This window comes from Streptomyces sp. NPDC058741 (genome assembly GCF_042746715.1).
Lineage (GTDB): Bacteria > Actinomycetota > Actinomycetes > Streptomycetales > Streptomycetaceae > Streptomyces.
The window spans coordinates 160,645-186,102 of record NZ_JBHYQH010000004.1 but is presented as its reverse complement, the minus strand read 5'-3'; the positions used below and the strand labels follow the sequence as shown (position 1 = coordinate 186,102).

Annotated in this window: 14 protein-coding genes and 3 pseudogenes; 10 read left to right on the top strand and 7 right to left on the bottom strand. The window is 72.8% G+C overall.

What is annotated here, in order from left to right:
• Window positions 1–27 precede the first annotated feature (27 nt).
• Window positions 28–10,974, top strand: a complete 10,947-nt coding sequence (locus ACFW6P_RS05000) for a hypothetical protein (RefSeq protein ID WP_386422950.1) — start codon at window positions 28–30, stop codon at window positions 10,972–10,974.
• 30 nt (window positions 10,975–11,004) lie between these two features.
• Window positions 11,005–11,247 (top strand): annotated as a pseudogene (locus tag ACFW6P_RS04995) (IS5/IS1182 family transposase); the annotation flags it as partial.
• Window positions 11,248–11,257: 10 nt separating this feature from the next.
• On the opposite strand, the gene ACFW6P_RS04990 reads toward ACFW6P_RS04995, so the two are convergent.
• The 4 genes and pseudogenes from ACFW6P_RS04990 to ACFW6P_RS04975 all read right to left on the bottom strand — a co-directional run bounded on the left by ACFW6P_RS04990 (window position 11,258) and on the right by ACFW6P_RS04975 (window position 14,003).
• Entirely contained in the window at window positions 11,258–11,989 is a 732-nt protein-coding gene (locus ACFW6P_RS04990; protein WP_386350548.1) for a MerR family DNA-binding transcriptional regulator, read from the bottom strand.
• Window positions 11,990–12,036: 47 nt separating this feature from the next.
• A complete protein-coding gene (locus ACFW6P_RS04985; RefSeq protein WP_386350550.1) occupies window positions 12,037–13,014 on the bottom strand; it encodes a CPBP family intramembrane glutamic endopeptidase in 978 nt (325 codons plus the stop codon).
• 134 nt (window positions 13,015–13,148) lie between these two features.
• Window positions 13,149–13,810 (bottom strand): annotated as a pseudogene (locus ACFW6P_RS04980) (ABC transporter permease); the annotation flags it as partial.
• Window positions 13,811–13,835: 25 nt separating this feature from the next.
• Entirely contained in the window at window positions 13,836–14,003 is a 168-nt protein-coding gene (locus tag ACFW6P_RS04975; RefSeq protein WP_386350553.1) for a hypothetical protein, read from the bottom strand.
• Window positions 14,004–14,153: 150 nt separating this feature from the next.
• Between ACFW6P_RS04975 and ACFW6P_RS04970 the strand changes: the two genes are divergently transcribed.
• Window positions 14,154–14,279 carry a hypothetical protein gene (locus ACFW6P_RS04970; RefSeq protein ID WP_386350555.1) on the top strand — a complete coding sequence of 42 codons (126 nt, stop codon included), beginning with the start codon at window positions 14,154–14,156 and terminating at the stop codon, window positions 14,277–14,279.
• A gap of 87 nt (window positions 14,280–14,366) precedes the next feature.
• Window positions 14,367–14,813, top strand: a complete 447-nt coding sequence (locus ACFW6P_RS04965; RefSeq protein WP_386350558.1) for an SRPBCC domain-containing protein — start codon at window positions 14,367–14,369, stop codon at window positions 14,811–14,813.
• Here ACFW6P_RS04965 and ACFW6P_RS04960 read toward each other — a convergent pair.
• The 3 genes from ACFW6P_RS04960 to hmgA form a co-directional block, all read right to left on the bottom strand.
• The gene (locus ACFW6P_RS04960) at window positions 14,810–15,955 is read right to left on the bottom strand and encodes a type ISP restriction/modification enzyme (protein ID WP_386350561.1); all 1,146 of its coding nucleotides are present in this window, start codon (window positions 15,953–15,955) and stop codon (window positions 14,810–14,812) included. The genes ACFW6P_RS04965 and ACFW6P_RS04960 overlap by 4 nt on opposite strands.
• A gap of 70 nt (window positions 15,956–16,025) precedes the next feature.
• The gene (locus tag ACFW6P_RS04955) at window positions 16,026–16,775 is read right to left on the bottom strand and encodes a GntR family transcriptional regulator (RefSeq protein WP_386350564.1); all 750 of its coding nucleotides are present in this window, start codon (window positions 16,773–16,775) and stop codon (window positions 16,026–16,028) included.
• Between the two features lie 26 nt (window positions 16,776–16,801).
• Window positions 16,802–18,163 (bottom strand): homogentisate 1,2-dioxygenase, encoded by a 1,362-nt coding sequence (gene hmgA / locus ACFW6P_RS04950; protein WP_386350567.1) that lies wholly within the window; start codon window positions 18,161–18,163, stop codon window positions 16,802–16,804.
• Window positions 18,164–18,317: 154 nt separating this feature from the next.
• Here hmgA and ACFW6P_RS04945 point away from each other — a divergent pair, with 154 nt between their 5' ends.
• The 6 genes and pseudogenes from ACFW6P_RS04945 to ACFW6P_RS04920 all read left to right on the top strand — a co-directional run.
• A complete protein-coding gene (locus ACFW6P_RS04945) occupies window positions 18,318–18,923 on the top strand; it encodes a hypothetical protein (RefSeq protein WP_386350570.1) in 606 nt (201 codons plus the stop codon).
• A complete protein-coding gene (locus tag ACFW6P_RS04940; protein ID WP_386350572.1) occupies window positions 18,920–19,540 on the top strand; it encodes a TetR family transcriptional regulator in 621 nt (206 codons plus the stop codon). Before ACFW6P_RS04945 ends, ACFW6P_RS04940 begins: the two co-directional genes overlap by 4 nt.
• A 265-nt stretch (window positions 19,541–19,805) precedes the next feature.
• Window positions 19,806–22,085, top strand: coding sequence for a molybdopterin oxidoreductase family protein (locus tag ACFW6P_RS04935; RefSeq protein ID WP_386350574.1), 2,280 nt, complete (start codon window positions 19,806–19,808; stop codon window positions 22,083–22,085).
• A gap of 9 nt (window positions 22,086–22,094) precedes the next feature.
• The gene (locus ACFW6P_RS04930; RefSeq protein ID WP_386350577.1) at window positions 22,095–22,937 is read left to right on the top strand and encodes a class F sortase; all 843 of its coding nucleotides are present in this window, start codon (window positions 22,095–22,097) and stop codon (window positions 22,935–22,937) included.
• 199 nt (window positions 22,938–23,136) lie between these two features.
• Entirely contained in the window at window positions 23,137–24,483 is a 1,347-nt protein-coding gene (locus tag ACFW6P_RS04925) for an ABC transporter ATP-binding protein (RefSeq protein WP_386422948.1), read from the top strand.
• 690 nt (window positions 24,484–25,173) lie between these two features.
• Window positions 25,174–25,335 (top strand): annotated as a pseudogene (locus ACFW6P_RS04920) (alcohol dehydrogenase); the annotation flags it as partial.
• Window positions 25,336–25,458: the final 123 nt, after the last annotated feature.

Below are 25,458 nucleotides of genomic sequence, written 5' to 3'. Positions count from 1 at the left end.
ATCGATTTTCCTGATGACGTCAGGAGGATGCTCTGGGTCCTGCTCGGTGAGATGCCGGTACAGGCCAGGGAAAACCTGGCCTGGGACAGCCGAGAGCTCTACCTCGACCTGGCGAAACGCGTACTCGAACTGCGTGACGCCGTGAAGCAGTCCGTCCGCAACGCCGGCCGCGCGCTTCCGCAGGACGTCGCGCGCGGCTACACCCAGGGTCTGTCCTTGCTGATGAACGACGGGGGAACCGACCGGCTCCAGGGGTTCGTCGACCAGCTGGATGACCTGGCGCGCGGTCAGATCGACTACTCGATGAAGATCCAGGAGTCGAAGTGGGAGATCATCGCCGAGGTCGTCATGCTCCTGATCGAGCTCGCCGTGCTGGCCGCCTTGGCTTTCTTCACCGGCGGTACGTCGGTCTCCCAGATGGCGCTGGCGCGGGCCCGCAGCCGGCTGGCCCTGCTGATGATCATCGACCGGCTGCTGCGGATGACCCATCTCGCGCCCGCGCTCAGCGATGCCTTCGCTGAGGCGATCAAGATGCTGACGGTCAACCTCGCCCAGATCGCGATCAACCCGCCGGGCCGCAAACCGTCGGGCATCGACTGGGGCGACGTCGGTAAGGCTGCGGCGTTCGGTGCTTTCGGGGGCTTCTTCGAGAGCGTCCTGGGACGCGCCTCGAACACGTTCAAGAACTGGTTCAGGAACGGTGGCGGCCCCTCCCGCGGCCACCCGAACACAGACGTCACGAAGTGGCATCCCGTCGTCTCCGAGGGGCTCAACGACGTCTACGACGTCCCCGCGGCCTTCGTCGTCTCAGGTCTCGGTGAAAGCCTTGCGGAGGTGCTGGTCACCGGAGCCTTCGACGGGACGTGGGAGTTCTCGTGGGAGACTTTCGTGGGGTCCGGCACCAGTGGGGTGTTCGGCATGTACGCCGAGTCGGCGATCGGCGGAGCGGCACTCCGGCTGAACAACAAGTTCCTCGCCCCGGAGGTGGCTCCCGGCGAGCTCAACGACCCGCCGCGATCGGACGCTGCCGACGGGGGCGGTGCGCCGGGCACGCGTGGGGTGCCGTCGTCCGCCGGGCCCGGAGTGGGTCCCGGCACCACCGTCAGGGGGAACGGTCTGCCCCTGTCCACGGTGTCCGCGGCCAGCGTGCCCGTGGCTGCCCCGATGTCGTCACCGGTGGCGCCGCCCGCGTCCCCGGCGGGTACCCTGCCGTCGGCCCCGGCCGGGCCCGCCACGGTAGGCACCACGCCCACGGTCGCCACGGCGTCCACACCGCCTGCGGCGATGTCCTCGGCCCCGTCGGCGTATCCGCGGACGGCCCATGGGCCCGGCCCGACGCCCGTCACAGCCCCTGCCCCGGTGCCGTCGGGCGCTGCCCGAAGCGGAACGGGGGACACGGCTCCGCACGGGGGTGGCGTGCCGGGTTCAGGTCCGGCCGCGCAGGGGACCGGGCTGCCGCCACTCGTCCCGGCCACCTCGAATCATGCGATGGGGACGGCGGGGCGCTCCGAGGCGGATGCGCCCGCTCCGTGGCCGGTGGACGCCGACATACCGTCGGCCCCGGAGGCGGCACGGCCCCCGACCACCGGGCGAGGTGCGGCAGTCGGGGGCCCGGAGTGGTCGGCCGGGGCGAGAGAGCTGAGCGGTGAGGGCGGGGACGTCGAGTTCGGCGGCGAGCCGTCGGGGCAGGCGACCACCGTGCCGCGCACGGCGGCGCCGTCCTCTCCCGTCGCCTCACCGGCCCCCTCTGCCCCGGCCACGTCATTCCCGACCAGTTCGCTCCCGACCGCTTCCGCTCCGCCCGTGGGGAGAGTCCCCGACGCGGACCGGACGGGTCCGGCCGATGGCCACGGTCAGGAGCTCCCTGCCCGTTCCGAGACCACCGGCAGCGGGGCCCCCGCCTCCCACGCCGCCCGCGCCGGAACCGACGCCCCGGGGGCCGCCGGTGTCCCGACGGCGGCGCACGGACCTGCCCCCGCACCGGCACACGCACCGCCCGAACTCCCGGAAGCCGCCCCGGCCGTGGCACCGCCGTCGTCGGATCCCCCCACATCGGCAGCGGGCGCGCCGGGCCTTCCCTCCCCCGTTCCCCCGTCGTCCACGGCTCCGACGGCCGCCGCCGCACCCGTATCCGGCCCGGATGCGTCCGCTCCTTCGCCCGCCCCTCCCGCACCGCCGTCGCCGGGCATCCGGTCCGCCGGGCAGCAGGAGCCGACGGGGGCGGGGGCACCGGACGGTCCGGAGGTCGTCGGCGTGGCCCGGGCGGCCGGCGCGGGCGGGCCCGGAGGCCCAGGGTCACCCGCCTGGGAGGCGGTGCGTGCCGGCGCGGTACCGTACACCCGCTCGTCCACCTGGGTCGATCCGCTGTCGACGCCTCCCGACCCGCAACGGCCCGGCCGCACGACCCAGTTCGTGGTGCAGTCGAAGTTCGACGTACGGCGTTTCGAGGCAGGCGGCGAACTTTTCACCGACCTGACGGTCCAGGTCGGCGTCGGCGGTTCCGGCGGGCTGCCGCAGGGCGTGTGGGAGAAGGCCCTCGCCGGGGTCGAGGCGCTGTTCAACGCCCCCGGTCACCGGCTGCCGAACGGCGACCTGCTGCACGTGAGCCTGGAGCAGGTCGAGCACGATCCGCACCCGCACGGTCTCAACGTCCGCCTCATCGGCCGCGACCGGCAGATGACGCGGTCCGCGTGGTGGGCGGACGGGGATGCCGTCGACTACGCGCACGAGATCGCGCACATGCTCGGTCTGCGCGACGAGTCCCGGCACGCCGTCGCACCTCATCGCCCGGACGTCCGAGGAAGCCTTATGGGGGACTACCGGCGTCCCGCACCCGAAGAGCTCGCCCAGGGCGGCCTGCGCGGGCGTCACCTGCACCTGATCGCGGCACACATCGGGGACCCGCCCGCTGTCAGGCCCACCACCGGCTCCACACCCTCGACGCCGGCCTCGGCCGCGACCCCGGCTCCGGCCCCGGCTCCGGCCCCGGCTCCGGCCCCGGGCCCAGCCGCCTCCGCCGCGGCCCCCACCGGCGCCCCGACCGCCGTGCGGCCGGCCACAGCCGGTGCGGAACCGTACGCACCCGTCCTGCCCGGCACCAGGCCGCCCGTCCTGGACCGGGACATGCCCCGGCCGCTCGGCGGGCGGCGGGAGCCGGTGGACTTCGGCAACGGCACCCGGATGCCCGCCTACATCGACGACGTCGTGGAACTTCTCGCGAACGCGCCGTCCGACGTTCCGCTCCCCCTGGTCCTGGGTGGCATGACCTTCGGGCACAGCGACCTCGTCCTGCGCGGCAGGCAGCAGGCACTGGCGGAGATCGGCCGGGTGCTGTCGCAGGTCGGCGACACCGTGCGTCCGGCACCGTCGAGGAAGGGCCGCCCGGCCGGATCCGCCCTGATGGACGATGTCGCGTACGCGTTCACGCACGAGCCCAAGACGCTGGCTGGGGACGGACGCGTCTTTCCCTACACGGCCGAGGACGGCAGTGTGCGCATGCTGGCGCTCACTGTGCGCCACTACGGAGAGTGGGAGCAGTTCCCCGATACGTACGGCAGTCCTGTGAAGGTGGACGGGATGCACCGGTCGGTGGGGGTGACGGGGCAGAGCAAGACCATGCAGTCGGTGACCCAGCTGGCGCTGGGCGGGCCGGTCGGACCGGTGGGGGCGGTGGCCTTCAGCGGCTTCGGGCGGATAGGTCTACGGCTGGGCTGGACCGACCGGGTGGCGTACGGACAGACCGAGCACGGCACGACCCAGACGGAGACCCGCGCTCTGGACGGCTCCCGGGTCTACCTGGACCACGTGTACTACGAGCTGCGGGTGACCGACGCACAGGGCCGGACCGTGACCGGCACCGCGCCCGCCGTCTTCGGATTCGCGATGCGGGACGGGCTGTCCGTGCGGCTGCAGGACAGTGTGACGAAGACGAAGGCCGTCCCCGGGCGGATCCCCCGCTCCCTGGAGCTCGACCGGCAATCGTCCTACCGGCTGGTGCGGACGGAGGGGTTCGGGCCCGTCTCACAGATACGGGATTGGGCCGCGGCCGAGATCGGAGTGGCGCCAGGCAGCACCGCCTACAAAGAACTCAACTCCTTCTTTTCCTCGTTGAGCTTTCAACGACAGAGTCCGGCCCTGTCCAGAGGCCGCGTCACCACCGTCCCGCTGTTCGCCGACGACAAGGTCCGTACGCCTCTCGGTGTGTTCGTCGTCGACGTCGTGCCGGGGCGGGCGACACTGATCACCGAGACGGCCGACGCCGAGATGCGCGACATCAACACCCTGACGGTGCGCAACGAGCGCAGTCTTCAGAAGTCGGCGGCGATCGGCATCGACGGGGTCGCGGGCCCGGCCTTCAACTTCTTCGACCTGGCGGACGGTTTCCTGAACCTCCGGCTCCAGTTCGGCGGGGCGTTCCGCTATCTCTTCTCCGTGTCGCGCACCGCGGGACTCGGCGGCTCGGGGGCGGTCAAGTCGGCCGGCCAGGTCAAGGGCGATCCCACCGGTCTGTACCTGGTGCGCAAGACGGTCCACGTCCAGCTCAGCGGCAGCACCGGACGGGCCGGGCGGTTCCACACATGGAGCGTCGACCGGATGACCCGCACGGAGGCGCGGCGGCTGGCCGGGTGGGACGACGGGCTGCGGCGTGCGCTGCGGGCAGGGGGGCCCGAGCCGTTCGCCCCCGCGTACCTGACCCGGGACCGGCCGCCCACCCTGGGCATGCACCGGGTCGAGGAGTTCACCTTCGCCGACGGCAGGAGGACGGGCGGGCCGGGCCCGGCCGGGCAGCCCCGCACCCTTCTGGACACGTTCGCCGACGAGGTGCTGACGGCGCTCGCGGCGGCCTATCCCGGACTCGTCGCACGGCTCGACCAGTTGGCGCCCCCGCAGCGCAGGACGTGGCGGGAGCGGACGGCGGCCCTGCTGGGCCCGTCGGGGCCGGACGCCGGCGCCCCTCCGGTGTCCTCCCTCTGGCGCAGCGACGACGAGTACCGCACGGCACTGGCCAACACCCTCGAGGTGCTCGCCGCGCTCTCGCACCGGAGCATGGCCGGGAATCTGGAGGCGCTGACCACGACCGGGATCCGGGTCCGTTTCGAGGAACCCGGCCGGATCGGGCAGGGCCACCGCTACATATGGCTGCGGGGGGAGCTGACCAACCGTCGTTTCGTGGGCGGGCAGGACGACTTCAGGCTGCGCTACAGCTCGGTCGGTGTGGAGCGGGTGGACGGGCAGAAGAGCGCCAAGCGCCTCGGGGAGTTGGGGGTCGAGGGGCTGATCGCGTTTCGTGACCCGCTGGCTGACGACATCGGTGCCCCGCACAACGCCGGCGGGCCGAGTGCGGGTGTACGCGCGGGATGGCAGGCCGACGAGGAGACCGGCTTCGGTGCGACGGCCACATACGAGCCGATGGCGGTGAGTGCCGGACCTTCGCACCTGTACCGTTACGACCTTTCGCTCACCGTGGACCGCGGCGGGTACTGGCGCTTCCGCGGGCTGCTGCGCGGAACCGCGACGCTGGGGCTGCTGGGGACCCAGCCGTTCGTCTTCCGGCAGCCGAGGGACGTGCTCATCGGCACCACGTCCGGTGGGCGCGGGGTCGGTGGCGGACCACTGAGGGGGCAGGTGCTCATCAGCATCCCCGGTTCGCACGCCCCCGCCGTGGACCCGCACGGCCGGGGGACGGCTGACCCGTACGCGGCCGTTGCCACGCAGCCGGTGCGCGTCCTGCGGCCCGAGCGGGCGCGGGCGCTGGCCCTGGGCGACCTGTCCCGGCCCGGCGGCCTGGTGCGCGCCGCCGACCTGATGGGCGAAGCGGGCCCGGTCACACCGGACGGCCGGGGCTCGCGGATGTTCCGGGAGCTGCAGAACCATCCGTTCCTGACCGTCGGTGTGGTTCCCTCCCCCGCACTCCTTGCGGCGCTCGGTCAGGTCATGACCTCCGGGTCGGGCGGGGCATGGCAGCTCACCGAGGAGGGGGCGCCCACCCGTGAAGCCGTGCTCCGGGCGTTCCAGGCCCAGTACCTGACGGCCAACTTCGACCAGAGTTCCGGGCCGCTGGGGTGGAGTGCGTCGGGGCTGATGGGCAAGGGCCCCTACGCCACCCTCTGGGCGACCTTCCGGCACCTCACGGCGGTGGACGGCATCCGGGCGCTGACCGGAGCGGTGCCGATGGACACGGAGATGGTGCTCGGCGGCAGCGGCCAGTCGGCGGGGAAGCTCACCAAGGCCCGTACCTTCTTCACCGGCGGACAGCTGGTCTACGCCAGCTCCCACGCGGCCGGGCCCGGGCTGCTGGGCACGTACGGTCTCGTCGCCAGCCCCTGGTCGCGGTCCGACCAGAGGAGCAGGACGGTGACCCGCTCCTTCGTCCACGACATGAACCGCAAGGGCTTCGGCCACCAGGTGCTGGTGTCGGGCACCGCCGAGCACTGGCTGGCGCTGGCGTCCAGCCTGCTGGGCTCCGCCGCCGTGGGCCGGCCGCTCGTGCCCGGCTGGCTGGCCTCGGCGGCCGGGCGGATGACGAGTGTGCCCGGCGGCTGGCTCGCCCATGTGCCGGAGAAGAGCGCGCACCTGGTAGGGCTGATCGACGACGGCATGGGTGAGGTGCCGCGTTACACCCGCGAGCGCTGGTCCCCGCAACCATGGCTCGGGGACAACAACTTCGGTACGTACGCCGTCAACGCGCTGGACCCGTCCGCGGTACTGGCCGCGTTCGAGCGGCGGGTGGCCACGCTCGGCCTCGACGACGCGGGCCTGGAACGCGTACGCACCCTGGTCTCGTCCCGGGTCATGCGTGCCCTGGACAAGGAGATGACGGGTGGCGGGACGTCGGTCCCGGCCCGCACCGGGGCGTGGGGCTGGCACAGCGTCCGCCTGGGGAGGCGGCAGGTCCGGATCAGGGTCCAACTCGTTCCCGGCGAAGCCGTGTTCACGATGCTGGACCACAGTGTGGAGATGGAGGAGAACCGGCGGGCGATCGAGACCGTCACCGAGGGCGTGGAGTCCACGGAGGGCGCCGAGTTCGGGTACCTCGTCGGTGAGGCGGTCCACACGGAGAACGCCACGGCGGTGGCCGCGGGCCCCACATTCACGGAGACCGGCTCCGGGCGGAAGACCAGCGGCGAGAGCCGTACCGAATCGACTTTGACCGTGTTCCGCGTGGCTTCGACAGAACCGTACGCGGAGATCGCGACGCCCTACACCCTGCGGATCACGCTGGAGGCCGACGATCCGCCCTCCGGGCAACGGGGTCCGGTGCGGGCCCGGTTCGACCGGTTCCGCGGGAAGCAGGTCCTCACCGAGGAGGGCCCCGCCGGGACGCTGCGCGAGCACGTCCCGATGAGCCTGATGACACCCGAGACCGGTCCGGACGACGGACAGTTGGAGGCGCCCCGACTGACCGGTCTCGCCGCACCCCGGCAGGAACCCCCGGCGTACACGCTGGGGCCTGACACACCGCACGGGGACGGCGCACTGAAGCCCTTCCACTTCCCCGAGAACGGCTTCGACGTGCGCCGTATCGTCGGTCTCGCCGACATCCAGGTCGCGAACACCTATGCGCTCGCCCTCTCCTACGACGCCGGCTTCTCCATGGACGGGCCCGACGCGCCGCGCCGGGCCAGGGACACCGGGCTGACCCGGCTGGGCACCGGATCGGCCCAGGCGCTGGAAGACGCCACCGGCAACGCCGCTCTGACGGCGTACTACCACCGGGCGGCCACCCCGCAGGGGTACGGCGTCCCGGGGCTGAGCGAGAAGAACATCGCCGGCGACGAGCGGGCTCAGCTCGACCTGTACGCCAAGCCCGACTTCAGCCGTGCCCGGCTGCTGACCGTCGCCGACGGCAAGAAGATGGAGGTACTCCGGCGGAGCGGGGCAGGTGCCGCGGCGTCCGTGGGCCGGGAGAACACCCAGGACTCCGCGCTCGGGGCGGGCGTGCTCATCAGCTCCGACAAGACCGGCCTCCACCAGCTGGGCGGGTCGGGCACGGGGCCGTACGCCGCCGAGGGTGAGGCGCTGCCCACCTCGGCGGACCAGCTGACCTCCATCAACACCAAGCCCAAGACGGGGCGGGTGTTCCTGTTCGCCGTCCCCACCTCCTGGCTGAGCGTCGCCGACGTACGGCGGGGTCTCAAGGACACCCGGGTGGGCCGCTTCGTCGGCGGGACCTTCGGCCACGTCCGGCCCGGGCCCAAGGCCGTGAGCTCCCAGGCGTACGCCCTGGCCTGGGTCAGGGACGACGTCGCCAGGGAACTCGGACTGATCGACGACACGAACTTCCCCGCCCGGGTGGCCGCCGCGTGGGATGCCGTCGCCGCGGCGAGCAAGGCGTGGGTCGACGCGGACAAGGCGTACTGGAAGAAGCGGCGCCCGGCGATCGGCCTGAAGGAGGAGCGGGACGCCACGCAGATCACCCTCGCGGACGCGCAGACAGCCGCCGAAGGGGACGGCCGGCGCCTGGAGGCAGCCGTCCGGGCCGCCCGGGCGCCCCGCGACGCCCTGGCCGCGGCGACAGCCCTCCGGGACGCACTGCGCGAGCAGGTCGAAGCGGCACGGTCCGACCTCGCGGCGGCTGTGGAGTCCGCCGGTGAGGCCGCTCACGACGGCTGGGCGGAGCTGCTGCGTGAGCAGATCACCGAGGGCCGCCGGTCGCTTGCCGCTGCCGAGGAAGAACTGCGGTCCGTCGAGGCCCGGGTCGCCGTCCTGCGGAGGCCCGCGGAGGAGGCCGGCCGCGAGGTGACCAGGGCGGAGGAGGCGGTGGCCGCAGCGGCGCTCCGGGTCGCGGCGGCCACCGGCCGGCGCGATGCCGCCGTCAGGGCGTTCGACAACCGGCGCGCTCTGCTCGACGCGCTGAGGACGACGGCGGAGACCGCGGCAGCCGAGTACCACCGGGTGCGCGCGGCGACCGACCAGCTCACCCGCTGGCATCAGGAGGCGGCGACCGCCGAGGGTCTGGCCCGTCTCGCGGGACGGCCGGAGCCGCCGGCCGTGAGCTACCGCAAGCCGGCCGTGGCTCCTCCGCCACCCGGGCAGCGGGCCGCACCGCGGCCGGCGGTGTACACCAGGACCGGCACCGGTGACGGCGCCCGGCTGGTCTCGCCCGACCACGTCACGTATGCGTTGCACGACGTGCCGAAGGACGGGGACGCCTTCCTGCACGCCCTCGTGGAAGGGCTGAGCAGGAGCGCGCCGCACCTGCTCACCGACCTGGGGGTGGACATCGCGGACCGGCGAGCAGCGGTGGACACGACGCGACGGGCGCTCGCAGCCCGGCTCATGGACCCGTCGGACGCGGACCTGCTCGACTCCGTCGCTCCGGACGAGACCGACACGTTCAGCGACGCCGAAGCAACCGGGGCGGGGCTGCGTGGGTCCGGGCCGCTGGGTGAAGGCACCCCCGCAGGACGCGAGTTCGACGGACTCGGGGGTCTGATGCCGCACTCCGTGACCTTGTACCCCGAGGCCCGGGCCGCGCTGGCCGTCGCCCAGCTGATGCGCCCGGGCGACGCGCAGGGCGAGGTGGGCTGGGACCACGGGGCCGCGGACCTGCTGCCGGTGCTGGCTGCCCGGACGTTCGGCGTGGACATCACGGTCGTCGACGGCGAAGGGCGCTTCCAGGACTTCGGGCCGGGCCAGCCCGACCCGACCGGGCACCTGGCGGGCTCCCTGGACGTACGGTCAGAAGGCCCGAGGCCGCGTGTCGTGCTGAGCCTGGTCGGCCGCCACTACCAGCTTGCGGTACCGGAGGCGGTGGTGGAGGTGACGGACGAGTCCGGTGCGGAGACGAAGGCGCCCTCGGCGACGTCAGGCGGGACGGCACAGCCCGCGGGGGAAGGGGCCGATCCGGCGGACGGGACGGTCGGGTCCGTCTCCGGCGTGCCGGGGACCGGGCCCCGGTCCGACGATCCGAAGCGCATGCCGGTGACCGGTGAGCCGGAGCCGGAACAGGACCCGCCCGCCGCTCCGCGCCCTTCCGACGCGGCGAGGGGACGGCCGGTGCGGGTCCCCGGCACCGGCGAGTGCCTCTTCTTCTCGCTCATGGCGAGCGACCCGGCTCACATACGCAGCCGGCTGCCCGGCCTGGCGGAGTCCCACCCCGACGCGTACGCCTGGCTCGGCGACCCGAGTGGCGTACGCGGGGACCTGAGCCACCGCGCGGTGGTCAGGTCCGCGACCCAGTACTACCCGGGCGGTCCGGAGACCGGCGTCGTCGACGCGATGCGCGAGGCCGTCGAAACCTACCTGACGGCGAGCGAAGGGCGGTTGCCCCACTCCGTCGTCGGGCAGCTGCGCATGTCGACGGTGACGCAGTTCGCGGACCGGATCGCGCGAATGCACCGGGCCGGGCTCGTCTCTCTGCTCGCGCACCACGGTGTGGACGCGGAGACGCTGGTCGACCGGTCGCAGGGGGGCCTGCGCGCGGAGCTGGCCGCCGTGTACCCGACGAGTACGGCGCCCCTGGACACCGCGGAGACACGTACGGTCCTGGACGCCGTGTCCCGTTGGAAGGACTGCTACCTCAGCGACATCGGCGAGGTGTTCCTGCCCCTGCTCGCCCACACCTTCGACGCCAGGGTCGAGGTGGCTTTCGAGGGTCGGCTGGCCGACACGCGGCGGGTCGGTCCCAGCAGCGCGTCCCGAGTGATTGAGATCCACTACAACGGCAGGGACCACTACGACGCGAGCAGCGCGACCCCGACCGTCCCCGCGTACGGCGACGGCGAGACCGCTGCCACCTCCACCACGTCCGGGCCCCCGGTTCCCCCGCCCGTGACACCGGCGGAGGGAATGGTCACGCTCACGGAACTCGGCATCATCGGAGTGACGCCCACTCTGTCCCAGGCCACCCACGCGGCCCTGCTCGGTGACAAAATCCCCATCGGGGAGGTCGACCTGACCCCTGAGCAACACCGGCTCCTCCGAGCACACCGGGGCACGTCCCACACAGCCACGGAACAGTCCTCCGACTGACCGGAACTCCGGCACGGGGGGTGGTCACCGCGATGCGGAGATGCCTGTGCCCAGCTCACCGCAGGGTCCGGCATCGCAGCCGCGACCGTGTTCCGCTCCACACGCGAGGCCGTCGAGGTGCTTGCCGCCCCCGCGCCGACCCTGGACGAGGCCACGCAGATGATCCAGGCGAAGGCATGCGTCATCCTCGACGGCACCCTGCTGCCGATCGACCGGTTCGTCGCCGACAGCCCGTACCGCACCGGTCGGCACAAGCGACACGGCATGAACATCCACGAACGGTTCAGTCGGTGTCAATGCCGGCTGTGTGTATCTGATGGGCCCGGCGCAGCACGTCGAGTTGAGCACGGTTGTAGAGCGCTTCGAGGGCGCGGCCGGTGGTGCTTCGTGCCGCTTCGGTCTGCTGAGGTGTACGTGCTGCAGGCTCCAGCGTGACTGGGTTGGCGGACGTACTGTCGTCCATGAGCGGTGCGAGTTGTTCGGCGAGTGCCTGTCGTGCGGCTTCGTCGGCATCTTCGGGTAGGTCGCGGAACTCCTCGTCCAGGGCGTCGTTGGGGCGTGCCTCGAGAATCTGACGCACCGAGTCCATCGACTCTTCGGAATACGCCTGGCCATAGATCATGAGGAGCGCTCGATCGTTGTCGCGCAGGTGTTGTGCGGCGGTGTTGAAACCGGGTGGCAGGTCAGGTCTTGCCCCGGGCTGGGACAGGACCGCCAGTTCTTCGCGAATGCGCTGAAGCCGCTCTATCGTCGCTTCCAGTTCGGTGTCGAGGAGCCGGAAAACGGACCGTTGGTCGTCCAGGTTCTCTCCCATTTCGGCGACCTGTGGCAGCCGCACGCCCAATCCGGTCAGTCGCTTGATCTGCAGGAGCCGTACCAGGTGGCGGATCTCGTACTGCTTGTAGCCGTTGGATGTGCGGTCCGGCTCTTCGAGCAGGCCGATCTCGTGGTAGTAGCGCACGGCTTTCACCGTGATTCCTGACAGCTCGGCGATCTTTCGAGTGCTCCAGGCCATGGTCTCCTCTTCCTGTGTCACCGCATGTCGCGGCGCCGCATACCTACTCACCCACCTGCGCGGGACGACTCGACGGGGGCGCGGCGCCAGCGGGTGGCCGGGACCCGTCGCTCACGCAGCCACACGAGCACCAGCATGGCGATGTTGACTGCCCCGAGGATCAGGACGGACGCATCCCCGCTGCCGGAGGACCGGTCGATGGTGAACGGCTCACCGTCCGACATCAGCGTATTCACGGTGGTGAAGAGGACGTTGTTGGCGATGTGGAAGGCGACGGGTGCCTCGATACCGCGGCTCACCGTCGTCATCAGCCCGGTCGAGACGCCGATGAAGACGTAGTAGCCGAACAGCCAAGGATCCGAGGATCCGTGGAGCAACGCGAAGGACAAGCTGGAGACGATGAGGCCGAGAAGCAGGGCAGGACGGACCGCACGCACCCAGGATGCGGCGGCGGGCAGCGCAGCGCTTCGGAACATCAGCTCCTCGCCGAGCGCCTGGAGCGGCGTAGTGAACAGAGTCAGCAGGAGAATGGTGATGGTCGTGCCGGACACGCCGAACGCGATCCATCCGGGAGAGTCGGGAGCGATGAGCGCCACCACGCCGATCCCCGCAGCCACCAGGAGCGCCGCACCGAGCAGGTACCGTGTGAGCCGGCGGGGATCGAAGGGCCGCGGTGAGCTGATCAGCCTGCGCCAGGGCACCTTGCCCAACCATGCCAGGAGCAGTACCGCCAGTGCGCCCGTCGCGATGGTGGCGAGGTTCACGGCCAGAAACTTCAACGGCGTCATGGCCGGCGCCAAGGGGTCGTCGCTTCCCTCGATGACGCCGACAAGCTGGTAGCCCAGAACCTGCAACACCACCAGCACCACCGGTGGCAGCAGGATGACCAGCAGCGGTTTCCACCAACTCATCCTCAAGTGCGCGCCGAAGGGCCGGTCGTCCACAACCGGCCATGCATGCGCGGGTTTCGGCGGAGTCGGGAGGTCCGTCACGTTTCGCTTCTTTTCGGGCTGTGGTAGGTCCATCAGAATCGTTCCTTCGAGGGCCGGGAATCGCCATGTGCTGGAGCGAGTGGAAACCATGCCCCCAGGGCACAGTCAACTTCCGAGGGGACGCCTCGATGCGAATCGCGGAGGAAGAACGGATCCGTCCGATACGGAATCGTTTGCCCCACCGGCCGGGCCGCCCCCGCGGGCACCGGCGCGTTGCCGAACACGCAGGGCCGTGGCCACGGCGCTCATCGGGTTCCACTCGGCGACCGTCGGCAGCCAGCCCGGCAGCCCGCTCGCCGGGACGGAGACGCTGGACAGCAGCGGCAGCGGGAACGTGGCGCCGCCGAGCTGACCGGCCGCCTCCTCGTTCCGCGTGAGCAGGCCGAGGTGGATCCCGGCCCAGATGCACGCGAAACGGAACAGCAGCAGGGCGACGCCGCCCGCCGCCCGGAGCGGCCGCCCTCGACGCGCCGGCCCACCGCGAGGGCCGCCGGCAGGAACGGCACCATCCCGGCCGCCGTGGCCACCCCATCTGCCGCGGCCTGCCCCAGCGGCACGGCCGCCCGGCTCGTCGGTCGCGTACGGAACCGGCTCGTCACCCCCCGGGTACGTGTCCTGGGCCGCCTGGAACATGCCGGTCATGATCCCGCCCGCGGCGGGCGCCGCCAGCAGGCCCGGCACCAGGAACGACCGGTACTCCGCGCCCGGCATCACGAGCGCGCTGCCGAAGACGTGACCGAGGAACAGCGGCATGCTGACCGGCATCGTCCTGGGTCAGGATCAGCAGGCCCGGGTTGTTGCGCGTCCGCGTCAGCCGGCGGCCCAGCATCGCGGCTCCGTCGTACGCCGGCAACTCATGCCGCACGCTCCTTCTCACCGGGGGTCCGGGCCGTGTCCCGCGTCAGGCGCGGGGACACGTCGTCGAGGGTCGGGGGCCGCAGGCTCGCGTCGAGCAGCGGCACGCCCGCGGCGTCCAGGGCGCGCACCAGCAGCGGGAGGGTGGGCGTCGGGTCCTCGCCCATCGCGCCGACGGCGTTGCGCTCGCGGTCGAGCCTCGGCTGCGCCCCGTCAGCCGGTCGAGCACGCCCGCCGCCCCCACGAGCGCGTCCGGGTCCGCCACAACCGCCTCGGCGTGCCCCGACGAGTGTCGTGAGCTGCGCCGGCGACCCGGTGTGCGCGACCCGGCACCGGTCCACCAGGGCGATGCCGACGGCGAGCCGGTCGGCCTCGTCCTGGAGGCGGTCTTGCGGCGGGCGCTGGAACGCGTTCTCGACGTCGTCGACCCCGACGCGCGCTGACCGGGCCGGTCCACCGACGAGTTCTCCCGCCCGCGGACGTCTACAGGAGCGACAACCCGAACGGGACCGAGACGCAGGAGAACGACGATGAGCTCTGGACAGACCTCTGCGGCCGACGGACACACCTACACCCTGACCCGGACTCTGGACGCGTCCGCGAGCGCCGTGTGGCGGGCGTGGACCACCCCCGAGCAGTACGCGCGCTGGGCGGGCGCCGTCGAAGGCTCCGTCGAGATGGACGTCCGGCCGGGTGGGGGGTGGAGAGCGACGATGGTCACCCCGGACGGCGGGCGGTTCCCGCTGACCGGCTCCTACATCGAGGTCGCCGAGAACCGGCGCCTGGTGATCGGCATGGACTTCCCCGGCAAGCCCGAACCGGCCGCGATGACCATGGAGCTGCACGAGCAGGACGACCACCGGACGCGGATCGAGCTGCACCAGACCTGTGACACCGCCGAGGAACGCGACATGGCCGAGCAGGGCAGCACGATGCTCCTCGACAGCCTCGCGGCCTTCCTCGCCGACGCGCGCTAGAGCAGGGCGAGTTGCCCCTCCGGGCCCTCCTCGGGGCCGGCCAGCACGGAGGCCGGGCGGCGGGCCGCGGCCGGCACGGGGAGGACACCCGCCTCCCGCAGGTCCGTCGCCGTGACCGGGGCCGGGGCCACCGGCTCCCCGAGGGGGCGGAGCTCGGCCAGCAGCGCCAGGACCGTGATGAGCTCCAGGAGTTCCGACGTCCAGGTCTGGAGCCAGGTCGCGGGGCGGACCGCCGCCAGCGTGCCCGGCTCGGGGGCGGCGACGCGCGCGGCGAACCACTGCTCCAGGACGCGCACTCCCCCCACCTCGAAGTCCCAGGCCTCCGGCGGCACGGGGGAGACGCGGCCCTCGTCCAGGAACAGGGCCTCCTCGTCCCGGTCGTAGCGCAGGGACAGGGGTCGGGAGGGCAGCGGGGCGCGGACGTAGGGGCGGCGGCCGCCCGGCAGCTTCGGGCGCTCGCCGTCGCGCCGCATCAGCCACAGCAGCCGGTGCCCCCGCTCCAGGCCCCGCTCCCACGCGTCGGCGTCCCCGGTGAGCGGCACGCTCAGGTCCGGACGGGCCGCGGCCGTGATCCAGGCCAGGACGTCCAGCGGCGTCGGGGTGGCGCCCAGGCGGGTGCCCAGGTGCTCCAGCAGACCGGGGGCCAGGTTCGGTTCGCGCCCGCCGGGCCGCCGGAACAGCGGGCGGACGCGGCCGGTGCGGAGCAGGGGGAGCAGCGAGGTCGCCAGCAGGGTCTCCGGTGCCTCCACGAGGAACACCTGCCGTTCGTCCGCCACCCGCCACAGCTCCGGGCGGGCGGCGTCGATCAGCCGCTGGTCGGGGATCAGCCACTGCTCGTCGTAGGGCGCGGACAGCACCCTGACGGGTTCCGGGCACGGGCCCGAGGTGCGGACGAGCTTCTCCGTGCCGCTGTCCGCACGGCCCGGCAGCTGGCCGACCGCCGTGTGCAGGGTACGCGAGCGACTCGGCTCGAACAGGGCCTCGCGGTCGGGCCCCTCGGCCTTCACCAAGGTGTCCCAGCGGGCCTTCAGGGATGCCGCGTCGGGGCCCGCCGGCCAGCCCCGGCCGAGCCGCGGCGGTGCGACGGACCACGGCATGAGGTCCGCCAGCGGCGGAGCGTCGTCGTGCGTCACGCCGGGCATCGTACGACGTGTCCGGTGCCCGGCAGGGGCGCGGGGAACGGCCCGACGCGCCCCCGCGAGGCCGGTGCGCTCACGTGGCGTCCAGGGTCACGGTGAAGGAGAACCGGTCGCCGCGGTAGTGGATGACGGCCACGTCCAGGGGCCGGCCCTCGGTGTCGTACGTGATGCCCGTGTAGTGCAGGATCGGGCTCAGCAGCGGCACGTGGAGCAGCCGGGCCGTCTCCGGGTCGGCCAGCCGCGCCTCCACCGTGTCCGTGATGCGGCTGATGTCCGCCCCCACCGCGTCCCGCAGCACCTTGGTCATCGGCCACCGCACGAGGTCGTCCAGGTCGATGCGCGCGGCCAGTTCGGGGCGGACGTAGTTGCGGGCGTGGTTCGTCGGCTCCCCGGTCTTCTCGTCGCCGCGCAGCCGGTGGTACGTCGCCACCCGGGCCAGATCCGGGAAGAACTCGGTGAGTTCGCCCGGTACGGGCGCGGTGCCGTGGTCCAGCAGCTCCGTCGTCATCCCGGACTGCTGGGCCACGATCGCGTCCACCGAGCCGAGCAGGCGCACCGGCGAACCCCGGCGCGCGTCCGGCTCGATGAACGTGCCCCGGCGGCGGTGGCGCGAGATCAGCCCCTCGTCCTCCAGCTCCTTCAGGGCCTGCCGCATGGTCAGCACACTGACGCCGTAGTGCCCGGCCAGCTGCTCCTCGGTGGGCAGGCGCAGCGGGTCCTGGGGCGAGCGGCCGAGGATCGAGGCGCGCAGCGACTGCGACACCTGGTACCAGAGCGGCAGCTTGCGGTTCAGGACGATCGAGTCCGGGGCGAAGGAGGTCACGGGCCATCCGTACCGGTAGGAAATGATCAGTGCAAGGGGGTGAAGTGCCGCTCCAGCCCCTGCCAGACGTCGTCGTAGCGCTGCTGGAGGTGCTCGGCGCGGGCCGCGTGCGGGGTGAGGGTGAGCGGCCAGCGGGTCTCGAACATGAACGCCAGGCCGTCGTCGATCTTCTGCGGCTTCAGCTCGGCGGCGCTGGCCCGGTCGAAGGTCTCCCGGTCCGGGCCGTGCGCCGACATCATGGTGTGCAGCGAACCGCCGCCCGGTACGAAACCGCCCTCCCCGGCCGTCTTGGCGTCGTACGCGCCCTCGATCAGGCCCATGTACTCGCTCATCACGTTCCGGTGGAAGTACGGCGGCCGGAAGGTGTCCTCGCCGACCAGCCAGCGCGGCGCGAACACCACGAAGTCCACCCCGGCGAGGCCGGGGGTGTCCGAAGGCGAGGTCAGCACCGTGAAGATCGACGGGTCCGGGTGGTCGTAGGTGATGCTGCCCAGCACATTGAAACGGCGCAGGTCGTAGGCGTACGGCACATGGTTGCCGTGCCAGGCGACGACATCGAGCGGGGAGTGGTCGTAGGTGGCCGTCCAGAGGTTGCCGCAGAACTTGTTCACCACCTCCACCGGGCCCTCGACGTCCTCGTACGCGGCCACCGGCACCCGGAAGTCACGGGGATTGGCGAGGCCGTTCGCGCCGATGGGACCCAGGTCGGGCAGCCGGAAGGGCGCGCCGTAGTTCTCGCACACATAGCCGCGGACGGACTCGTCCAGGAGCTCCACACGGAAGCGCACCCCACGAGGGACGAGTGCGATGTGGCCCGGCTCCACATGGAGCAGGCCGAACTCGGTGCGCAGCAGCAGCCCGCCGCGCTCCGGGACGATCAGCAGCTCGCCGTCCGCGTCGCTGAAGACCCGCTCCATGGAGGCGTCGGCGGCGTAGAGGTGCACGGCGATACCGGTGCGCTGGGTGGCGTCGCCGTTGCCGCCCAGGGTCCACAGGCCGGCCAGGAAGTCGGTCCCGGGGGCCGGGTCCGGCAGCGGGTCCCAGCGCAGGCGGTTGGGGTCGGGCACCGTCTCGGTGAAGGGCGCGGTGCGGATCGTGCCGTTGGGGGCCCGGGTGAACGCCGGGTGCGCGGCCGAGGGGCGGATCCGGTACAGCCACGAGCGGCGGTTGTGCGCCCGCGGCTCGGTGAAGGCCGTCCCGCTCAGCTGTTCCGCGTAGAGCCCGAGCGGGGCCCGCTGGGGCGAGTTGCGGCCCTCGGGCAGTGCGCCCGGCACGGCCTCGGAGCTGTGCTCGTTGCCGAAGCCGGAGAGGTGGGTCAGCCCTTCCGCGGTCTTCCGTGCTTCCTCGCGCCCGAACCCGCTCGCGCGGGTGGTGCCCCCATCGCCCATGATCGCTGCTCCCTTGCCGTCCGATTCCTATGCAGTACCGTAGGATTGCGATTTCCCCGGCGCAAGGGGGACACGCGCCCTCCTCTCGGGGGATGACCGGAACCCGACTTGAGGACGATCCGCCGAGCCGGACAGGTGTTCTACGCTTCCCGGCATGTCGTGGACACGAGGACCTCTGGCCGTGCTCGCGGTCTGTGTCCTCCTGGCCGGATCCGCGGGCTGCGGCTCCGGCGGTACGGGGGAGAACGGGGCGTCGCCCGCACCGGTCGGCGAGCTCCTGCGGGAGCGCGACCCGGAGGGCCGGCCCTACCGGGAGATCGAGCGGGAGGACGCGCCGGGCGTGCGGGTCGAGGTGCAGCCGGGCCGGAACGGCGCCTGGGACGTACGGCTGATCCTGCGCAACTTCCGTTTCTCGCCGGCCGGCGCGGCGGCCGAGGCGGAGGCGGGGCGCGGGCTGGCGCACCTCTACGTCGACGGACGCCTGGTCGCCCGGCTGCACGCCCCGGGACACCGGCTGGCCGCCCGCCTCGTCCCGCGCGGCACCCACCACGTCACCGCCCGTCTCCACGCCGACGACGGCACGGTGTGGGTGGTGGACGGCGAGCCCGTGGAGAGCACCGCCGACATCACCGCCTCCGGGCCGGCGCCGGGCGCGGCGGCGCGGACGGCACCCCGGCGGCACCCGCCGACGCACACCCTTGCCCTTCGGTCACAGTCCGGGACGCGAGGTTCTCCGGACCGCACCGGACGGGCATCATGAAGCCCGTGCCCCACGCGACATCGCTCCGTCGTCCGCCCGTGCAGCGGCGCAGCGCCGAACGCCTGACCAGGATCCTCGACGCCTGTGCCGACCTCCTCGACGAGGTCGGCTACGACGCCCTGAGCACCCGCGCCGTCGCCCAGCGGGCCGGGGTCCCGATCGGCTCGGTCTACCGCTTCTTCGGCAACAAGCGCCAGATGGCCGACGCCCTGGCGCAGCGCAACCTCGAGCGGTACTCCGCCCGCGTCACCCAGCGCCTGCGCGAGGCCGCGGGGGGCGCGGACTGGCGTACGGCTCTGGACACCGTGCTCGACGAGTACCTGGAGATGAAGCGCACCGCTCCCGGCTTCTCCCTGGTCGACTTCGGCAACCAGATCCCTGTGGGTGCCCGCCACACCGAACCCAACCACCGCGTCGCCGACCGCCTCACCGAGCTGCTCTCCGGCTACCTCGGCCGTGAGCCCGACGGGGATCTGCGCCGGGTCTTCCTCGTCGCCGTGGAGACCGCCGACGCCCTGGTGCAGCTGGCGTTCCGGACGGCGCCGGACGGGGACCCGAGGATCATCGACGAGGCCCGGGAGATGCTGCGGGGCTATCTGTCCCGCGTGCTCGACTGACCGTGAGGATGGGTCATGGCATCGTTCGGGGGTCCGACTCTCCGACTGACTGACGCTTCGGCTGTCCTCGGCTGGAATCGTCGGCCTGCCGGGTGGTGCACGCCCGGCCTGGGGCCGGTCGGGCTTCGGTGACGTCACAGGAGTCCGGCCAAAGGTCCCATCCCTGTCGGCCCCGGATCCGTCAGGGCCTCCCCGTCATGCATACCGGTCGGTATGCTCAGGTGCGTCCGCGCGTCACCGCGGCCGCCGACCCCGGGAGGACCACGTGTCCCGCACCGCCCTGCGAATCTGCCCCCTGTGCGAGGCCACCTGCGGCCTCACCCTCACCATCGAGGGGAGCCGCGTCACCCACGCCCGCGGCGACCGCGACGACGTGTTCAGCCAGGGGTTCGTCTGCCCCAAGGGCGCCGCCTTCGGAGCCGTCGACTCCGATCCCGACCGGCTGCGCACCCCCCTGGTGCGCCGGGACGGCGAACTGCGCGAGGCCACCTGGGAAGAGGCCTTCGACGCGGTCGCCGCCGGCATCCGCCCGATCGTCGAGCGGCACGGCCCGCACGTGGTCGGCGTCGTCCTCGGCAACCCCAACGTGCACACCATGGCCGGCGCCCTCTATCCGCCGCTGCTCCTCGCCGGCCTCGGCACCCGCAGCCTCTTCACCGCCTCCACGGTCGACCAGATGCCCAAGCACGTCTCCAGCGGCCTGCTCTACGGCGACGCCAACGCCATCCCCGTGCCCGACCTGGACCGCACCGACCACCTGCTCCTCATCGGCGCCAACCCGCTGGAGTCCAACGGCAGCCTGTGCACCGCCCCCGACTTCCCCGGAAGGCTCAAGACCCTCAAGGCCCGGGGCGGCACCCTCGTCGTGATCGACCCGCGGCGCACCCGCACCGCCGGGCTCGCCGACCGGCACGTCGCCGTACGGCCGGGCACCGACGCCCTGCTGCTGGCGGCGATGGCCCACGTCCTCTTCGAGGAGGGGCTCACCGACCCGATCCCGCACGTCCAGGGCGTCGAGGAACTGGCCGACGCCCTGAAGGAGTTCACCCCCGACGCCGTCGCCGGGCCCTGCGACGTCGACGCCGGGCTCATCCGCACCCTCGCCCGCGACCTCGCCGCCGCCCCCACCGCCGCCGTCTACGGCCGCATCGGCAGCTGCACCGTCCCGCACGGCACCCTCGCCAGCTGGCTCGTCGACGTGCTGAACATCCTCACCGGCAACCTCGACCGGCCCGGCGGCGCGCTCTTCCCGCAGGCCGCCACCGACAAGACCCCCCGCCCCGCCGGACCCGGCCGCGGCTTCGCCCTCGGACGCTGGCACTCCCGGGTCAGCCGGCACCCCGAGGCCAAGGGCGAACTGCCCCTGTCCGCCCTCGCGGAGGAGATCGACACGGCGACCGAGGAGGGAGAGCCGGTCCGCGCGCTGATCGCCGTCGCCGCCAACCCGGTGCTGTCCGCACCCGACGGCGACCGGCTCGACAAGGCGCTCGCCTCACTCGGCTTCATGGTCAGCGTCGACCCCTACCTCAACGAGACCTCCCGCCACGCCCACGTGGTCCTGCCCCCGCCCCCGCCCTCCCAGAGCCCGCACCACGACTTCGCCTTCAACACCCTCGCCGTGCGCAACCAGGTCCGCTACACCCGCCCCGCCGTCCCGCTGGAGCCGGGCCGCATGGCGGAGACGGAGATCCTGGCCCGGCTGATCCTCGCGGTGACGGGCATGCACGGCACCGACCCGGCCGCCGTCGACCGGATGGTCGTCGACCAGACCCTGGGCAAGGCGGTCGAGGAGCCCCACTCGCCCGTGCACGGCCGGGACCCCCGCGAGCTGGCCGCCCAACTCACCGGCGACAACGGCCCCGAGCGGCGGCTCGACCTGATGCTGCGCCTCGGCCCCTACGGCGACGGCTTCGGCGTCCGGCCGGACGGGCTGACCCTGCGGCGGCTGCTCGCACACCCGCACGGCATCGACCTGGGCCCGCTGCGGCCCCGCCTGCCGCAACCGCTGAAGACGGTCTCCGGCACGGTGGAACTGCTGCCCGGCCCGATCGCGGAGGACCTGCCCCGCCTGCGCGCGGCCCTGGCCGAACGCCCCGGGGGACTCGTCCTGGTCGGCCGCCGGCACCTGCGCTCCAACAACAGCTGGATGCACAACGTGCCCGTCCTCACCGGCGGTTCCAACCGCTGCACCCTGCACCTCCACCCGGAGGACGCCGCACGGCTGGGCGTCGAGGACGGGGGACAGGTGCGCGTCAAGGGCGCCGGGGGAGAGGTGACCGTACCGGCCGAGGTCACCGACGCGGTCCGCCGGGGCGTGGTGAGCCTGCCGCACGGCTGGGGCCACGACCGCCCCGGCACCCGCCTCGGCCACGCCGCCAAGGACCCCGGTGTCAACGTCAACCAGCTCCTCGACGGCCGGTCCCTCGACCCGCTGTCGGGCAACGCGGTCCTCAACGGCGTGCCCGTCGAGGTCGCCCCCGCGACGGCCCCGGTATCCGCCGCCGTCACCGAAAAGCTCACCGCTGTGACCTCAGTAAAGCCGTGACCGGCAGTCTTGCACGGCGGCGGCGCGCCCGCCGCCGGCCGCGGCGGCAGCACCGGATCCGGCACCGGAACGGCCGCCCTGCCGGACCCCTCCGGCCCCCGGCCTCACCAGCCCCGGAAGCCCGCCCTGCCGGACCCCTCCGGCATCGACCCCGCCCTTCCGCCCGACGACGCCGGCCCCCGGCCTCACCAGCCCCGGAAGCCCGCCCCCGCCCCCGGCACGCCCCAGGGCAAGGCACCCCCCGGGCCCGCCGCTCCCGCCACCCCCGGCGCCCAGGGGACGCGTCCCGCCACCTCCGCCACCCGCACACCCGGCTCCCACCCCGGCACCGGCGAGCACGCCCCGCGCAACCCCCGCGACACGGCCAGACCCACTCCCAGCACTCCCCGCCCCCTGCCCCCCTCCCGCCCCACCCGCCTCCTCATCCCCTATCTCCGCCTCGACGCCCCCGTCATCCCCCTGGGCCTCGACCGGGAGCACCGCCTCACCGCGCCCCCCGAGGACGACCCGAAGCTGGTCGGCTGGTACCGGCAGGGTGCCTCGCCGGGGGAGCAGGGCACCGCCGTGGCCGTCGGGCATCTGGACACGCACAGCGGGCCCGCCGTCTTCGCGGGGCTGACCGAGCTGAAGCGCGGCCGGATCGTCAAGGCCCGGCGCGCGGACGGCCGGACCGCCGTCTACACCGTGGACAAGGTGAAGGCGTACCAGAAGGCGGACTTCCCGGGCCGGGAGGTCTACGGCGCCCGGGGGCGCCCCGAGTTGCGCCTGATCACCTGCGGCGGCAGCTACGACCGCCGGAAGGGCTACTCCGGGAACGTCGTCGTCTTCGCCCACCTCACCGGCGTCGTCTGACCCCCGTCCCCCTCCGCCGCCGGCGGCTGAATCTAGCCGTCCGCCTTCTCACCAGACGGACCGAAGCCACCGATTCCGACCCGTGTCTTCCCCCACCCGGGCACATTCCGTTAACTTCCGTGACCCACAGCCTTGTACGACCGCACGAGGCTTCCGACCGCGGAACACCATCGCCCGGACGACCCCTCGGGGGCCCTTCATGACACGCGCCATCTCCCTGCAGGACGTGAGCAAGGCCTACACGCGAGGCGCCCGCGTGGTGGACCGGCTGTCGCTGGACATCACGCCCGGCGAGTTCCTCGTGCTGCTCGGCCCGTCCGGCTGCGGCAAGTCCACCGTGCTCCGGATGATCGCCGGTCTGGAGGAGATCGACGAGGGCCGGCTGCTCCTCGACGGCGAGTACGCCAACGACCTGCCGCCGTCCGGCCGCAACATGGCGATGGTCTTCCAGAACTTCGCCCTCTACCCGAACATGACGAGCCGCGACAACATCGGCTTCCCGCTGCGCATCGAGGCCCCCGGCGCTGACCACCGCCCGCGTGTGGACGCCACCGCCCGGATGCTGGGCATCGAGGACCTCCTCGACCGCCTGCCCCGGCAGCTCTCCGGCGGCGAACGCCAGCGCGTCGCCATGGGCCGGGCCATCGCCCGCCACCCCTCCGCGTTCCTGATGGACGAGCCGCTGTCCAACCTCGACGCCAAGCTCCGCACCCATCTGCGAGCCGAGATCTCCCAGCTCACCAAGGAGCTGGGGGTCACCACGATCTACGTCACCCACGACCAGGCCGAGGCGATGTCGCTGGGCGACCGGGTCGCCGTGCTGCGCGGTGGCGTCCTGCAACAGGTCGACAGCCCGCGGGTGGTCTACGCGCTGCCCGGCAACGTCTTCGTCGCCGCCTTCATCGGCACCCCGCGGATCAATCTCCTCCGGGGCCTGGTGCGAGCGCCCCTGGAGGGGGCGATGACGATCAGCCTCGGCAAGCAGTTCCTGCGGCTGCCCGAGCCGCTCTCGCTCGACCACCAGCTGCTGCGGGTCCAGCAGGGCCGCGAGGTCATCGTGGGCCTGCGTTCGGAGGCGGTGCGGATCGCCAAGCACAGCGCGGCCCGCCCCGGCGAGGTGCCGATCACCGGCCTCGTCGAGCACATCGAGTTCCAGGGGCACGAGATCCTCGTCCACCTCGACACCGGCTCCAGCCCCGCCGTCGTCCCCGACCTGGAGGCACCCCGCCCCCGCCCCGGCCGCCCCACCCGGCGCCGCCGCCGCGACGGCTCGGTCCTCACCCGGCTGCGGGAGCGGACCGCGGTCGCGGCGGGACGGGCCGGACCCGTCGTCACCCTGGACCACCCCGGGGACGCGGACCCCCGCCCCGCGTCCGCCGAGCCCCGCCTGCCCAGCGACCTCATCGTCCGCACCACCCCCGACCTCGCCCTGCGCCACGGCATGCAGGTGCCGCTCCTGGTCGACCTCGCCCACCTCCTCGTCTTCGACCAGAACGGCGACCGCATCTGCCCGCACCCGGCGCGCCTGCCCGACCTGGAGGAGTGAGGAGCCGCACATCCGGGACGGACCGGCACCGTGCTGTGACGACCGGGAGCCCGGGACGTCCGGCGCCGGAAAACCATCGCCGCCTGGCGGTCCGCGTCATCAACTGCGAGATCACCGTCAGTACCTCACAGGGGCGCCGCAGCGACGCCTACCGTCTCGTCACGACCCCGACCGATCCCCACGCGCACCCCGCCGCCGAGCTGAATGGGAGGTCGAGACCTCCTACCTGGAGATCAAGTCCACCATCCTCGGCGGCCGGGTCCTTCGTGCCCGAACCCCCGCCGGCGTTTCCCGGGAGGTCTTCGCACTGCCGGTCACCCACCAGGTCCTGCGACTGGCCATGGCGGATGCCACCGGCACACATCCGGGACTGCGACCCCGACCGGCCAGCCTCTCCAGCGCCCTGAACACCGCCCGCGATCTGCTCGTCCAGGCCGCGGGCGTCTTCAACGACACCGCGATCGACCTCGTCGGCACCATCGGCCGCCGGATCCTGGCCGACCTCATGCCCGACCGCCGCATCCGCACCCGGCCACGCGTCGCCAAACGCGCCATCTCGAAGCACAACGCCAGGGGCACCGTCGACAGGACCAGCTACAAAGCCACCATCAGCATCGACGTCCTGACCACCCGCCCCCCCACGCAGCGCCAACTGCACGGCATTGGTTCCAGTCCGGGAGTCCGTCCGCCATGGCTGTCCGCACCGCCGTCCTGCCCGCCGTCGGGTCCCCGCTGGAGATCACCGGCATCGAGCTGCCCGACCCCGGACCCGGCCAGGTCCGGGTGCGGATCGCCGCCGCCGGGGTCTGCCACTCCGGCCTGTCCCTGTCCAACGGCACCATGCGCGTGCCCCCGGCCTCCGCGCGGCCGGGGCCACCGGCGTGTCCGGCCGCCCACTGCATGCCACGTACAGGCAGAAAGTCCTGGTGCACGACCCGTTGACGTCCATACCGTCCGGTCAGTACGTTCCCCGGA

Excerpts from the sequence above, each read along its gene's own strand:
- ACFW6P_RS04975 (WP_386350553.1), bottom strand. The coding sequence starts at position 14,003 with ATGGGCGAGGACCCGACGCCCACCCTCCCGCTGCTGGTGCGCGCCCTG.
- ACFW6P_RS04960 (WP_386350561.1), bottom strand. The coding sequence starts at position 15,955 with ATGCCCGGCGTGACGCACGACGACGCTCCGCCGCTGGCGGACCTCATG.
- ACFW6P_RS04945 (WP_386350570.1), top strand. The coding sequence starts at position 18,318 with ATGTCGTGGACACGAGGACCTCTGGCCGTGCTCGCGGTCTGTGTCCTC.
- ACFW6P_RS04990 (WP_386350548.1), bottom strand. The coding sequence starts at position 11,989 with ATGGCCTGGAGCACTCGAAAGATCGCCGAGCTGTCAGGAATCACGGTG.
- ACFW6P_RS04940 (WP_386350572.1), top strand. The coding sequence starts at position 18,920 with ATGAAGCCCGTGCCCCACGCGACATCGCTCCGTCGTCCGCCCGTGCAG.
- ACFW6P_RS04965 (WP_386350558.1), top strand. The coding sequence starts at position 14,367 with ATGAGCTCTGGACAGACCTCTGCGGCCGACGGACACACCTACACCCTG.
- ACFW6P_RS05000 (WP_386422950.1), top strand. The coding sequence starts at position 28 with ATGCTCTGGGTCCTGCTCGGTGAGATGCCGGTACAGGCCAGGGAAAAC.
- ACFW6P_RS04985 (WP_386350550.1), bottom strand. The coding sequence starts at position 13,014 with ATGGACCTACCACAGCCCGAAAAGAAGCGAAACGTGACGGACCTCCCG.
- hmgA (WP_386350567.1), bottom strand. The coding sequence starts at position 18,163 with ATGGGCGATGGGGGCACCACCCGCGCGAGCGGGTTCGGGCGCGAGGAA.
- ACFW6P_RS04925 (WP_386422948.1), top strand. The coding sequence starts at position 23,137 with ATGACACGCGCCATCTCCCTGCAGGACGTGAGCAAGGCCTACACGCGA.